The sequence below is a fragment of the Halodesulfovibrio aestuarii DSM 17919 = ATCC 29578 genome, from assembly GCF_000384815.1.
Taxonomy (GTDB): Bacteria; Desulfobacterota; Desulfovibrionia; order Desulfovibrionales; family Desulfovibrionaceae; genus Halodesulfovibrio; species Halodesulfovibrio aestuarii.
The window spans coordinates 326,939-341,039 of record NZ_ARQF01000019.1; the positions used below are offsets into that span (position 1 = coordinate 326,939).

Below are 14,101 nucleotides of genomic sequence, written 5' to 3' on the forward strand. Positions count from 1 at the left end.
GGACATCCTATGTCAAAACAATCATCAGCCGCCGCAACGGCTTCATGCCCTGTGGTTCAACAAATGTTAACCCGTACTATCCTGCGGTACCGTGAGCAGAAGGCACATCCTTCAGATGATCAAATTCTGGTTGAGTTTCCCCTTGCCATCACGCTGAATGCAATTCCTATTGCTACACTTGAATGTACACCGGGAAATGAGGTCGCGCTTGCGCTAGGTTTTTGCATTACAGAACAATTCATTTCCAGCACGGAACGGGTTCAGCTACAGCATCACAAAAGCTCACCCAAGGAGGCAGAAGTTGCCCTGTTAATTGAGGGTGGCAAAGAGCGTATATATCAAATTCTGCAACACAAAGGCGTCCGTGTGAGCAGCTCCTGTTACGGCAGCGGAACACACGGAATTCCTGCTCGCTTCCCTGAAGTCGGGAATGACTTTGTTCTTACGCCGGAACAGGTGCATTCGCTGCAAAAAGAATCTGAAGCATGTCAGGCGCTATTCAGTAATACAGGTGCAACACACTTCTGCGCCCTGTATAACAAGAATCTTTCACTGATTGCTTACAGCGAGGATGTGGGGCGACATAACGCTCTGGACAAATCCATAGGACAGACTATGCAGTCCGGCCATATCGATGACATCCGGCTCATCCTTCTTTCCTCACGGGTGAGTCATGAAATGCTGCGAAAATCCTCCGCTGTAAAAGCTCAGGTTATCGCCGGTTTTTCTGCGGTAACCAGCTCTGCAATTCATCTGGCTGAACAGAACAACAGAACGCTTTTAGGCTTTGTGCGTAATGGTCGTATGAATATCTACTCCCACAGCAAACGGCTTGGATTTTCGGCACCTAATCCGCAAGTACAGACCGAACCACCCACTATCAACTACCTTCTATAATCATTACTAATACATAGATCATTGGAGTTACACGATGTCTCAAGCTTGTGATCTGCAACCTGCTTTTAAAAACATAGGTAATCATACGTTCGAAGAATTTATAGAAATGGCCACACTCTTTCACAACTATCCTGCTCCGGGATTGCTCATTGGTGGATACATGGTGGAGGAAGCTCGAAAACATATGCCGGAAGGTACGTTGTACGAAGCCATATCAGAAACAACGTGGTGTCTTCCGGACGCAATTCAGATGCTTACCCCCTGCACTATCGGCAACGGATGGATGAATGTTCTGAATCTGGGAAGATACGCCATGAGCCTCTATGACAAACACACCGGAGAAGGTGTGCGCGTGTGGCTGGACATACATAAAATCCCAAAAGACTCTGAAATCCTCGTATGGTTGATGAAAGAAAAGCCTAAACAGGAACAAGATTCTGAAAAGCTTCGCAGAGAGATTGGCGGCTACGGCGCAGATATTCTTTCAACCACCCCTATAACTATTCCTAAGCCTAAACTGATTAAGCGCAGTAAAGGCAAGGTTACACCATGTTCTTCCTGTGGAGAGCCATATCCTTCAGCTCACGGAGCTCTCTGCCGAGCTTGTCAGGGAGAGTCTCCGTACGCAGGTCACACAACTCTTTCTATGCCTTCCAACATTGTCTTCCCTGTGCCGGAAGAACTAAAAACCGTACCTGCTAACACCGCCCTGGGCAAAAATGCGGTACACGACATGACAAGCATTCTTCCCGGAACAAGCAAAGGAGCAGCGTTTAAACGCGGCGATACCTTTGGCGCAGGAGATCTATGCAGATTACAACAGATGGGAAAAAACAACGTCTATGTAACAGATGCTGAAGTAGGTAACGACTGGGTACACGAAGATGACTGCGCCAATGCATTTGCCACTGCCATGTGCGGAACAGGCGTAAGCACAAAAGGTGAACCGCATGAAGGCAAGGTTACACTGATAGCAGAATTGGATGGTCTACTAAGAGTCAATGCTGACGCTATGAAACAATTCAATATGTGCTCAGGTGTCATGGCAGCATCGCGTAACGGGAACACCATTGTACGCAAAGGAACGGAAATTGGAGGAACCCGTGCTATCCCTTTATATCTGCAACGGCTGCAATTTGATCAGGCATTGCACATATTGCAGGAAGCACCGCTGTTTGAGGTTCGTCCGCTCATGACAGCAAAAGCCGGTGTTTTAATCACCGGTGATGAAGTGTTCAATGGTATTATTGATGACAAATTCCGCAGCATCATTCATAAAAAATTACTTGCCCTCGGCGGCGATATCCACCGCGCTACAATTGTTCCGGATAACCGTACGGCAATCAGTGATGCTGCTCAGAAATTTGTTCAGGCTGGCTGCAATATCATCATTACAACAGCAGGACTTTCTGTCGATCCTGATGACGTAACACGTCAAGGCTTGCTTGATGCCGGAGCGCATAACCTGCTTTACGGCGCCCCTATTCTTCCCGGAGCCATGACTCTCGTGGGTAAGATAGGATCCATTCCGTTACTCGGGGTTCCGGCATGTGCTCTATTCTTTAAACACACCAGTCTTGATCTTATCCTTCCGCGCCTTTTAGCCGGAGTGGAAGTTACCAGAGAGGAGCTCGCTTCCATGGGCGAAGGAGGTATGTGTCTCAACTGCACAAACTGCTCCTTCCCTAAATGCCCGTTCGGGAAATAAAGAATGCAGTTGGACAAACTCGGCAAAAATTCGAACGGCATATCCATCCCCATTTTTAAAGCTTACGAAACGCGCTGTAAGGCGCTAGTCAGAAATTTCGAATAACTTTCAAACGATAAAAACCGCTCTTACAAAAAATTGTACGGGCGGTTTTATTTTTTGCCTGAATCAGAGATATCTTGCTGACAGCTCTTTCTTTTACTTATGCATAAAAGTTCTCTTTTTTTGCTTATGAAAAAAATTCATACCCTACCCTGTTCCATGGACAAGCCTTCCTGCCTTGAGTACACGCAACTAAGCAAAATACTTTGTTCTTACATTGAATCCCACAAATTTGTGGAGGCTAATTGCTCAATGTTGAAGATTCTTTCAGCATTGCAAATTGGAGTGTTGTATGAGTTCTAAAAATATTGGTGCGATTAGCATTGTCGCAGGGACTGCAATTGGTGCAGGCATGCTGGGACTTCCCATGGTAATCGGAAGTCTCGGATTTGTTACAGGCTGTCTGGCCATGCTCGTGATGTGGGCACTAGCTATCTTTTCGGGTTTAATGCTTATTGAAATTAACCTTGAATTGGGTTCAGGGGTAAATTTCAATCATATGACACGCGAAATCCTAGGACGACCTGGGCAAATTATCGCCACAGGCAGTGTTTTCTTTCTCGCTTACTGTCTTCTCGTTGCCTATATGACTGGCATGGGAGGCATTATATCCAATGCTCTTACTATTGATGCACGCATTGGTTCTGCCGCTTTTGCCATCATCAGCGCTATCATCTTCTTCATTGGCACCAATGCCCTTGTTTCTGCAAACAAAATATTATTTATAATCATGCTCAGTGCTATGGTTGCCAGTTTTACCTGTCTTGGCGGTCATATTTCCCTACAAAATCTAAATATGGGTACTCCCACACCTAAAGGTTTACTTCTAGCACTTCCTGTACTCTTCACCTCGTTCGGTTTTCATGCCTCCATTCCCAGCGTCGTCAGCTTTGTAGGTGAAAATAAAAAATCTCTGGTTACAATTCTTGTCATAGGCAGCAGTATCCCCGGCCTCTGTTACGTTACATGGTTAATGCTCTCTCTTGGTAGCGCAACACCGGCGCAGCTTGCAGGCATGGCTAACGTAGATGCTCTTATTAGCCTTATCAGTAACGGATCAACATGGCTTGGAAGAATTGTATCTGTATTTGCAGTACTCGCACTTATCACGTCTTTCTTCGGAGTGTCCCTTGGATTGTTCGATCTCGTTGCAGAAACCTTCAAACGCAGTAATGACAACGTCAGCCGCGCGGGAACAAGCGCACTGGTTTTCCTCCCCCCTCTTGCCGCATCCGTTTTAGCACCACACGGTTTTATCGCTGCACTTTCCCATGCCGGTGCTGCACTTGCCGTCATCGCAATTTTTCTCCCATGTATCATGGTACTCAAAATGCGCTCTGAGGGTAAAAGTCAGCAATTTAGGGCAATAGGAGGCAGTCCCGCCGTTATTACAAGCTTTGTCTTCGGTCTTGTTATTATTGCAGCAAACTACTTGTAACTAGCCTTTTTCATTGCATATAAGGTAACAAAAAAGCTCCTGCATGTTATGCAGGAGCTTTTTTTCATACCAACTACCCTTTAAAATTATATCCCATTAGCATAGCATCAAAACAGCTTTTTCAGAAAAACCGTTCCGTAATAATATTGATGACAGTTCTGTACCTAACCTACTATAATGATTCATTGTAAAACACTACAAACTATCATCACAAAAGCAGATATCATTTTTTGCATGCTGGAATATTCTTACATTCACAACAGACCATAGGGTAAAACCCTGTTTTGGAGATCTGCAAGTTTTTCTCACATTGAATAAACAACTTTTCCCTACTTCGAAGACTGGAAAACGTAACACTCTAACCAGCAAACACATTTTTTACGGATCAACTGCCCATGAATGACGAACCAAATAAAGCCCCGACGGATTTTCAAAAGCTGACGCTGTTACTTGCAGAAAAACGTACAGCGCACACCACATTACGATCCGGCATCGCTCTGTGCGCTTTCTCTATGACGGTTATATCTTTCATTCTTCTGAAGGGATCAAAAATATCGAGTAATTTAGAAGGAGTAATCTTCACAATTCTCGGATCCGGCAGTATCATTATGCTTATTTTTGGAATTTACTTTATCCGCAGAGGATTTACCCGCATGCAATTCCACGACACTCTGATTAATCAGATTCTTTATACAAACCAGGAAGCCAGCGCCTTATTTTACCACACCAGAAAACGTAATAATGTACATCCAAACAGAACAGGTATGCATCATGAAGTCGTGTTTCACTTTGATAAAGGCAACATTGAACTTGATATGGCTATCAGGAATATAGAAAACTATTTCGGAGAACTTTCAAATCAAAAGTTTACTGTATATTTTGTGGTAACTGGTCCCGGTATAAAATTACTAGTTAAAGAGAACCCTCATGCTCAAAGATTAACAGAACTCACAAATCTTGGCTTACAAATAAAAGTATGCCGTAATGCAATGCGTGATTTTCAGATTGAACCTGACAGGGTACTACCGACAGTAAAAATTATTTCGTCAGGTTTATTAGAAATAATTGACCTACAGCACAAAGGTTACGCATACATCAAATTATAATATACAGAGTATAACGATATTTTAAACAGTATATGCTCTCTTAAATAGCAGTGAAAAGCATCTCGGGGGGGAAGCGCTATCCATCTATACAAAAAATCAGAAATAACAACCTAGTTTTTTATATCAGCTAGCGGGCTTTATCTCCTCTCTTTTGCTCCTTCGTACCAGATGTAACTAATATAGTAGCATCTGGAGACTCACAGCGTCTTCTTTTATAAGGGTAATCATGCACAACTCTCTCTCTATAATGCCTCTTTCATCTCCCTTTAAAGTCAACCAAAGCACAGTTCAAGAAAATGAAACTGGTATGTGGTATTGGGAACCATTAGCTGATTCCTTTTATTACAGTGACTCCTATCTAGCTGAGCTAGGCTATGCAGACAGTGAATTTCCAACATCAATAAAAGACTGGATTAAAATACTCCATCCTGATGATATCGAAAAAATACGGTATGTTCATACCAACCATGTTTCTTCCGCAAATGGTGGAAACCAATATGAACACCCACTCCGTATTCGCGCTAAAAGTGGAAAATATATTTCTGTTGTTGTTCATGGATATATTCTTCATCGGAATGCTCAACAACAAGCCACAATGATTAGCGGATTTCATATCAAAAAGGAACGTATCGCAGCAATCGACCATGAGCAACAGCGCATGAAATTTGCTTTGCAAGCAGCAGAAGATGGCATCTGGGACTGGGACGCTCAAACAAATGACGTATATTATAGTCCCAAATACCTTGAAATGGTGGGCTATAGTAGAGAAGAATTCCCAGGCACAGCCGACTCGTGGGCATCGCGAGTACACCCTGATGACTATAAAACCACGGTCGATTTGCAGTTTAAGATAATTAACAGCCCAGACTATGGTGACAGTTTCGAATGCATATACCGATTTCTACATAAAAACGGCTCCTGGATCTGGGTTTTGGGAAAAGGCATTGTAACGAGCAGGGACGCTGAAGGTAAAGCTTGTCGTGTTACAGGAGTCCATATTGATATTAACGAACTGCAACAATCAAAAGAAAAGCTAGTAAGAACCTTAAAAAAAGATACGTTAACCTCTGTCCGCAGCCGGTATTCTTTTGACAAAAAACTCAGTTCCCTAACAACAGCCGACTATCCAGTAAGTCTCATATACGTTGACGCAGATGGGCTTAAAATTGTTAATGATTTACTAGGACATACGTTTGGAGACGAATACCTGCGAAAAGTTTCGACAATGCTGGCGGGGGGCATTCGTGACAGTGACAGCATTTACCGGGTCGGGGGAGATGAGTTTGCGATATTGCTACCAAATACAGGCTACAAAAACGCTAATGATACATTGCGCCGATTAAAAAACAAAGTTGAAGAGCAAAACAATATTAACGGCTCGTTATTTGTTTCATTCGGTGTAGCAACAGCGTCATACCCTGCCCAACTTGGCACCCTGACAGCAACGGCAGACAACCATATGTACCAAAATAAACGGGCGAATCAGGCTCAACGTCACGAATTAATACGGCAGTACTGCTTAGAAGTATTAGACACAATGAATCGTGAGAATAAAAAAATATCTTAATTACAGTGGAGTAATTAAGCCCGATCTCTTTTCATCATGTACTAAGGGGGCTGGCACCTTTTTATTGGGCCGTGATTTTTAACTCTCTAAAAATACATACATATCCTCGAGTTCCAAATCACAAGAAGGTTACGCCTTGGATTTACTACGTAACAACGTACGCTTTTGAAAATATAACCCCCGGTATCATAGGCTGGTGGGCCTCTGGTGACGATAGTGATGCCTATAAAAACGGTGCCGGACGTATGCCGTTTGTTAACGCGGGATGGCTCATCAGCAGCTACGGGTTTGATGATGTATACGCGAACGAAAGCGGCCAACGTTTTGCTGATGCTACAGGTAAAGTTGCTGCCGGAATCGTGCTTGAAGATATTACCTATATTGACTGGATGACCCAGCAACTAAAAGTAATCGGGATATGGGGAACAAACGATGCCAGTATCGTGAAAAACGGACATTTGGAAAATCCGACTTCAAATATTGCGAAATACTTAACCGACAAAGATTTTGCGCTGGAAGTAAACTATGAAGGAACTATTAACCTGCACGAACAACTGAAACTTATTCCATCTGTCGCGTATATCCATCTCGACCTTGATGAAAGCACATGGGGTATTTTAAATATCGAAGACGCATGGAGGATAGCCTTAGTCACAGAGTACACATACTAACCTCCATACAAGCCTACTCCTTCCGCAAACCATACTTACGCATTCGCAAGTAGAGACGCTTACGCGGGATACCCAAATCTAAGGCGGTCTTCTCAATGCGCCCGTCATTACGCGCCAACGCATCGATTATGAGCTGCTTCTCATAATGCTCGACCAGATCATCAAGAACAATAATATCAGAAGAAGAAGCTTCACAAGAAACCTCATTTTCATCGCATGATAAGTCCAGCGGTAAACCAAGAACCAACTGCTGGGCAACGTTACGCAACTCTCGGACATTTCCCGGCCATGGGTACTGCTGAAGATGATTGCTTACGCTGGAGGCAACATCTGGGACAGGCTTGTTAAACCGCTCAGCCATCACAACCATAAAATGATGAAGCAACAGCATAACGTCCTCGGCTCTGTCGCGTAATGGAGGAACACTAACCCGGGCTACATTTAACCGGAAAAACAGGTCCTCACGAAACGTTCCTTTGCTGACCGCTTCACGCAGATCTATTTTAGAGGCTGCGACCACCCTGAAATCTACTGGGATAAGCTGGTTACTGCCCACGCGCTCGATCACACGTTCTTGTAATGCACGTAACAGCTTTACCTGAATATCAAGCGGCATAGACTCCACTTCATCTAGAAAAAGCGTCCCTCCCTGCGCCAACTCAATTTTACCGATTCGACGGCTTGAAGCGTTTGTGAATGCGCCCCGCTCATGACCGAATAATTCACTTTCCACAAGACTTTCCGGGATAGCGCAGCAGTTCAACGGAACAAACTTTCCACCTTGTCTGTTACCACAATCATGCAAAGAACGAGCTGTAAGCTCCTTACCGACTCCGGTTTCCCCTAAAACAAGTACATCAACATCAATCGAAGCCAATGAACTTACAGTCTTGCGCAGTCGTTGTATTTCAGGTGAAGAACCAAGAATCCGAGATTCCAGATCGAAATCAACAGCAAGACGTTGTTTCAAGCTGCGGTTTTCAAGACAAAGGCGGCGTGCTTCCAGCGCACGTTTTGCAACCTCTATCAGATATTCTGGAGGTGCCGGTTTCTCCAAAAAATCATACGCTCCAGAACGGATTGCTTCCAATGCCATAGGGACATCACCATGACCGGTGAGAATGACTACCGGCAAATCAGACGCTATTTCCCCAATACGGTTCAAAAGAGTAAGCCCGTCCATCCCCGGCATTTTAACATCGCTTATTACGACCCCCAACCAGTCGGGGGCAATATGCGGCAACACCTCTTCCGCAGAACTGAAAGTTTTAATTGCATAGCCTTCAAGCTCAAAGGTCTGCTGACAAGCCTGCCGAATCTCAATTTCGTCATCGACCAAGTATATTTCACCAATCGGGGTCATAATTATCCAACAGCTTTTTGAAATGAGAGGGTGAACTTCGTTCCACCTGTTACAGCATTCACAGCTCTAATCTCTCCTTTCATGTCTTTCACAATGTTATAAGAAATAGAAAGGCCAAGTCCGAGCCCTTTACCGACTTCTTTCGTCGTATAAAACGGGTCAAAGATAGATTCCTTTACTTCTGGCGGTATCCCCGTTCCTGTATCAACAATTTCAATACAAACAGTTTCTCCCGCCTCAATCACATCAACAGAAATCCTGCGTTCATCACCGCCTTGCAGCCCTACCGCATCAATAGCGTTGCCAATAATATTAACCAATACCTGCTCAAGACGGATATCTTCTGCATTAATTATATACGGCTTCTCATCATAACGCCGCTCGATAATAATATCATCTTCAGCAATCCGTGATTTCAGCAACGCCAGAGACTGTTCAATAACTGGAACTACGTCCACCGGATGCAATTTATTTGAAGGGAGACGGGCAAACTTCTTCAAGTGATTTATCATCGTGGCCATTCTTGCGCTAAGCTCGTCTATCTTATCGATATTCTCCTGATGAAGTTCAAGCTTCCCGCGTTCTATAAGTAGCCGGGCATTGTGCAGATAGTATCGGATTGCTGACAATGGCTGGTTAAGTTCATGGGCAATTCCCGCTGAGAGCTGTCCAAGTGCTGCAAGCTTCCCGGCCTGCACCAACTCGTCCTGTACCCTGCGACGCTCTTTAACTTCCTGTCGAAGTTTGACATTTATACAATGCAGATGGTCGGTCTTCTCTCTTACCCTTTCCTGCAATAACTCCTGTGCCTTTTCGCGTTCTGTCACATCGTGAAGAGTAATCATCAAACTTCGTCGAGCCCGCTGCTGAATAGGGCGGATAACCACTTCTATCGGAAATTCAGAGTGATCACGTTTTACACCTTGGTACACAGCAACGACTTGCTCATCATCTGCACTGTTAAATGCCAAGGAACAAGCATCACTGAACAAGCGTTGTTCAGATGTTGGCACGAAAGAGAAAATACTTTGTCCCATCATCACTTGCGGTTCAGCGTCAAACAAACTAACGGCCATGGAATTAAAGAAGCGGATTACCCCATCAGGATCTGCAATGATCAACCCCACAGCAGCGTTATCGATAATGACCTGCGCATTTGCTTCTTCTACTTCCCGAGCTGTATCACGAAAAATACGCAACGCCGCAGCCATTTTTCCAATCTCATCATCACCAGCTTCCGGAACACAGTATTGTAGATCTCCTCCGGAAATGGCTTCCATACTACTCGCCAAAGCATTAAGCCGCGCCACAATACTGCCGCGTACATAAAACCACAAAACGCAGGCCGCAATAACCAAACTAAAAAATACTAACCCTAGCTGTGCCCACCGGGCACGCTCCAACTTATGCTTGGTAACAGCGGCAGCACTAAGAGCTTCACCCTGCGTGCGTGTTACAACTTTTTTGATTGCAGTACGCAATTCTCCAACAATTCTTGCGTTCTCAGAAAGGATCTCTTGCCCTTTAATATTGTTGGCAATAATTCTTTTCTTTAAGGCAAAAACGCCATCTGCACCTTCTGCCCTAGCAAGCACCTCTGAAAACACCTGACGTAATGTGAGTGCGCTCGCTTCATCAGAATAATGTTTTAAATTGAAGCGCAAAGAAGCAATAGTATCGTTTGCAAGTGCAGCCAAGTTATCAATATGGGTGCCCGTTTGTGCTGACGAAGCCTGCAACAGCAGACTGACTAACAAATCACCATTACTTCCAATACGATCAACAACCTTTTTAAAGCGACGGTTGGAACGAAGTCTGGCAGAAGAGATATTTTTTTTACCTTGTCCGGCCGCGTGACGGATTCGATCAATATCAGCATCAAGATTATAGTTTAAATCCTGACTGAGTGGCTCAATCTCCTCAAGCATATCAGAATAAAGCCAGCGCAGGCGCTCCATATGCTTTTGAAGACGTTTCTCCTGCCGTAAACGATCCGCAACAACAATTTGTAATGAAAATAAATTGTCTTTCAGGTGGTCAAGGAGGTCATCAATTTCACGACGAAGCTTGGGAGTTGTATGCTCAAGAAGATCTACCTCGCGACTAAATTGCAGCAAAAGTAAATCCAGATCGGCGCGTATCCGTTTTTGAGTTTCTACATCGGGTGCTGAGACAAGGTTAGGAGCAATAGCTATAATTTGTCCACCGGTCTCAGCCATGTCAGCTACTTGCGCTAATTCCGGTAGATTTTTTTCTGTGATGGTCGCGAATATTTCACTGGAGCTCTCCAAAAGGAAAAGTGCAGTCAGTACTGCTAAGACAGTCATTCCCGCAATTGCACTAAAGGCAAGAAGCAGTCGTTCCCAAATGCCTAATTTAGTAAAAAACGATGGTATCATTGTGTTCTATGCACTGTATCCAACAGCTCGTTGGCTTTTTTCAACCGCTTTTTCATAAATTGCTGCCACCGCTCTATCTGCCGCTGTTGTTCCGGGCTTCTAGGTGTTCCTGTAAATGAATTAAAGAATATTGCATTAAAAACAGGATCATGGCTTTGTTCTTCAGTTACAGGAATCTCACTAAGCAGACGGTAGACCTCATTCCTTACAGAAACAAAAGACGGATCATCCGCTGCATACTGGCTTTCTAAAGAAAGCAAACGCTTCCAAAGCTGACGACGCTCTAACAACTTATATGTAATAAATTCTTCAAACAAATGATTCACAAGGTTGTATCGCAACTGCGAAAGATAAGCATCATACGGTTTCGACTTGCCTTCCTTAATCATCTTGAACAATTGAGACTGCGCAAGTTCACCGCTGTTATACATCTGCTGAGCAACTGGCAAACGGCGTATCTGCGGCTTAAGCAGAAGAGCCTGCCCATCCGGTGACAACATAAAATCGATAAAGCTCTCTGCTTCAGAAGAATTTTTACCATTCTTTAATGCACCGATTCCCGCCGGAATAAGGGGGGCTGGCTCGCCGTACCGAAACCTGACATTTTTTGCATCGGGTGCACGGCCAAGTATGTCAATTACCAGCCCTACACCATAAAGTCCGCTCTTAACTCCTTCTGTCACACTGAAACTTCGGGCAGAAAGAGTCACAAGATTTCCGGACATACGCAGCAAATACGCCCAACCTTTTTCCCATCCCATCTTTTGTAAAATACTTTCTACAATAAGATGCGTGGTTCCGGATCGTGAAGGAGTCGACATGACAACATGGCTATAATATTTCGAATCTTCAAAATCTTCCCAGCACTTCGGGGCATCAATATCTTCTTTTTTCAAGTATGAATCGTTCCACATCCACCCCACGCTGGACAACGCAAAACCGTAAAAATAGCCGTCGGGGTCGTCCACAGAAAACCCTTCAACGGCTATTGCTTTATGCTGTCGAATACGTTCTGTGCGTCTCAGCATCTTAGCTTGCTTCAAAATCTCAAACGAGTCTGGAGAAGAGGACCAGAACACATCAAAATTTCGATTATTTCCCCGCAACAGTTCTGCGACTGCGGATGTCGTTTTTTTATTAAGAATAGAAATTCTTATTTCAGGATGGAGAGATTGAAACCGTTCTATAAACGGTTCGTAGAAGCGAGGAGGATAAGAAGTAATTATTTGCAGACGCGACAATTGGACAGCTTTTACCGCAGGGGGAAACGCCCCGCAAAGGAACAGGACACAAGCAACGCCAAGCACCCCCCGGCAGACATATCGAACTTCCTTTAAGAAGCCAGCGTACATTATGTACCTCCAGATAGTACCGCAAATCAGAAGAAACAATGTCCCTGCATCAGGGCATGGGTCACGTAAGACACTTGAAAAACAACGCATCATAACAATCGGGAAAAATTATAAAAATTTTTCTATAGCGGGTCAATAACACGCCTGTTGTTGGTCTTGTACTCTACTCAACCAAGAACGTTATAGCGTTTTCTGAATATCTTTCCACAAAGTTCTAAACCTAAAGACGCAAGCACATAAAGTAACAAATGTTGCTCACAACAAAATGAGTCACTTTAGAACATTTTGTGTCAGAAATGACCCACAACAATTTGATAAGGAAAAGAAAAATACGAACTATTTACAACAAAATTAGTGAACTATAGCTTTACCATTCGATGGCACAATACTTGATATATAAAAGTACCGTGAAAAAATCTTCACACGGTAGGAAAGGAGGAGCAGTAAGTAACGCTCTTTTTTTTTGTTAAATTACGATTCTGCCGGTTGATGGATTGCCGGCTGTATTCGTCAACCGGCGGCAGCTCGCCGCACACAACGCACGGAGTACGTAATGAAAAAACTCTTAGCATTTCTCATGGCACTTGTTTTTGCATTCCCTATGTATGCTATGGCTGAATACCCAAACAAACCTATCACTATCATTGTTCCATCCAAAGCTGGCGGATCAACCGATACCACTGCCCGCATTTTTATTAATGCTGCCAAAAAGTACTGGAGTGACGCAGACTTTGTAGTTCAGGATATTCCAGGCTCTGGTGGCCAGAAAGGTTTTGAAGCAATCGCCCGTGCTAAAAATGACGGCTACACAATCGGCTTAGTTTTCACCACACAGGTTGTATCTCACATTGTCTCCAAGCGTGCTCGCTACACTCTCGACAGCTTCCACATCATAGGCAACGTTGTAGACGATCCTTTACTCATCGCTGTTCCTAAAGAAAGCCCAATCACCGATCTTGCGGGCTTCATCAACAAAGCACAAGAAACTCCAATGACAGTTGCCGTTAACGGCATCGGTTCCGATGACTTTATTGCCGCCAAAAAATTTGAAAATGCAACTGGCTTAACGTTTAACCTTCTCCCTACGAAAGGCTCTACAGAGCAGAAAGCGTTGATTCTTGGCAACCACGCTGATGCAAGCTTTATGAACCTTTCCCAGATGCAGGCACAGCACAAAGCTGGCACCGCTCGTGTAATTGCTATCCTCAATGCACAACGTTCCGACGTTCTCCCTGAGGTAAAAACAGCTGCTGAACAGGGTTATGATGTAAACATGACTGCAACCCGCGGATTCGTTGCTCCAGCACAAACAGATAAAGCCATTCTTGCCAAGCTTGACGATCTTCTCGCTAAAGTTAACAGCGATCCTGACTTCATTGCTGACTGCAAAAAGAACGTTTTCAGCCGCCAGCCAATGTCCGGCAAAGACTATCGTGCATACCTTGAAGGCCTCCAGAAAGAAACACAGTATTTCTACGACAAAAACCCTTGGTAACAA

General features: G+C 44.2%; 10 protein-coding genes. 7 read left to right on the plus strand and 3 right to left on the minus strand.

Annotation, left to right across the window (positions count from 1 at the left end; genetic code table 11):
* The first annotated feature begins 9 nt into the window (after positions 1–9).
* The 6 genes from fdhD to F461_RS0105450 all read left to right on the plus strand — a co-directional run bounded on the left by fdhD (position 10) and on the right by F461_RS0105450 (position 7,489).
* Positions 10–897: a formate dehydrogenase accessory sulfurtransferase FdhD gene (fdhD, locus tag F461_RS0105425; RefSeq protein WP_020000136.1), complete on the plus strand. Its 888-nt coding sequence runs from the start codon at positions 10–12 to the stop codon at positions 895–897.
* Between the two features lie 34 nt (positions 898–931).
* Complete coding sequence (locus F461_RS0105430) at positions 932–2,605, plus strand: FmdE family protein (RefSeq protein WP_020000137.1); 1,674 nt, start codon at positions 932–934, stop codon at positions 2,603–2,605.
* Between the two features lie 394 nt (positions 2,606–2,999).
* On the plus strand, positions 3,000–4,145 hold the full coding sequence (locus tag F461_RS0105435; RefSeq protein WP_020000138.1) for an amino acid permease: 1,146 nt from the start codon (positions 3,000–3,002) through the stop codon (positions 4,143–4,145).
* 395 nt (positions 4,146–4,540) lie between these two features.
* Entirely contained in the window at positions 4,541–5,251 is a 711-nt protein-coding gene (locus F461_RS19270; RefSeq protein ID WP_020000139.1) for a DsrE family protein, read from the plus strand.
* Positions 5,252–5,477: 226 nt separating this feature from the next.
* The gene (locus F461_RS0105445; protein WP_020000140.1) at positions 5,478–6,818 is read left to right on the plus strand and encodes a PAS domain-containing protein; all 1,341 of its coding nucleotides are present in this window, start codon (positions 5,478–5,480) and stop codon (positions 6,816–6,818) included.
* Between the two features lie 71 nt (positions 6,819–6,889).
* Positions 6,890–7,489: an alginate export family protein gene (locus F461_RS0105450; RefSeq protein ID WP_020000141.1), complete on the plus strand. Its 600-nt coding sequence runs from the start codon at positions 6,890–6,892 to the stop codon at positions 7,487–7,489.
* Between the two features lie 13 nt (positions 7,490–7,502).
* Here F461_RS0105450 and F461_RS0105455 read toward each other — a convergent pair whose 3' ends face one another.
* The 3 genes from F461_RS0105455 to F461_RS0105465 are packed head-to-tail and all read right to left on the minus strand — an operon-like array spanning position 7,503 to position 12,603.
* Positions 7,503–8,852 (minus strand): sigma-54-dependent transcriptional regulator, encoded by a 1,350-nt coding sequence (locus F461_RS0105455; RefSeq protein ID WP_020000142.1) that lies wholly within the window; start codon positions 8,850–8,852, stop codon positions 7,503–7,505.
* 2 nt (positions 8,853–8,854) lie between these two features.
* Complete coding sequence (locus F461_RS18555) at positions 8,855–11,251, minus strand: ATP-binding protein (RefSeq protein ID WP_020000143.1); 2,397 nt, start codon at positions 11,249–11,251, stop codon at positions 8,855–8,857.
* Positions 11,248–12,603 (minus strand): ABC transporter substrate-binding protein, encoded by a 1,356-nt coding sequence (locus F461_RS0105465; protein WP_020000144.1) that lies wholly within the window; start codon positions 12,601–12,603, stop codon positions 11,248–11,250. The genes F461_RS18555 and F461_RS0105465 overlap by 4 nt, the downstream gene beginning before the upstream one ends.
* Positions 12,604–13,156: 553 nt before the next feature.
* Here F461_RS0105465 and F461_RS0105470 point away from each other — a divergent pair.
* Positions 13,157–14,098 (plus strand): tripartite tricarboxylate transporter substrate binding protein, encoded by a 942-nt coding sequence (locus tag F461_RS0105470; RefSeq protein WP_020000145.1) that lies wholly within the window; start codon positions 13,157–13,159, stop codon positions 14,096–14,098.
* Positions 14,099–14,101: the final 3 nt, after the last annotated feature.

Excerpts from the sequence above, each read along its gene's own strand:
- fdhD (WP_020000136.1), top strand. The coding sequence starts at position 10 with ATGTCAAAACAATCATCAGCCGCCGCAACGGCTTCATGCCCTGTGGTT.
- F461_RS0105430 (WP_020000137.1), top strand. The coding sequence starts at position 932 with ATGTCTCAAGCTTGTGATCTGCAACCTGCTTTTAAAAACATAGGTAAT.
- F461_RS0105435 (WP_020000138.1), top strand. The coding sequence starts at position 3,000 with ATGAGTTCTAAAAATATTGGTGCGATTAGCATTGTCGCAGGGACTGCA.
- F461_RS19270 (WP_020000139.1), top strand. The coding sequence starts at position 4,541 with ATGAATGACGAACCAAATAAAGCCCCGACGGATTTTCAAAAGCTGACG.
- F461_RS0105445 (WP_020000140.1), top strand. The coding sequence starts at position 5,478 with ATGCACAACTCTCTCTCTATAATGCCTCTTTCATCTCCCTTTAAAGTC.
- F461_RS0105455 (WP_020000142.1), bottom strand. The coding sequence starts at position 8,852 with ATGACCCCGATTGGTGAAATATACTTGGTCGATGACGAAATTGAGATT.
- F461_RS18555 (WP_020000143.1), bottom strand. The coding sequence starts at position 11,251 with ATGATACCATCGTTTTTTACTAAATTAGGCATTTGGGAACGACTGCTT.
- F461_RS0105465 (WP_020000144.1), bottom strand. The coding sequence starts at position 12,603 with ATGTACGCTGGCTTCTTAAAGGAAGTTCGATATGTCTGCCGGGGGGTG.
- F461_RS0105470 (WP_020000145.1), top strand. The coding sequence starts at position 13,157 with ATGAAAAAACTCTTAGCATTTCTCATGGCACTTGTTTTTGCATTCCCT.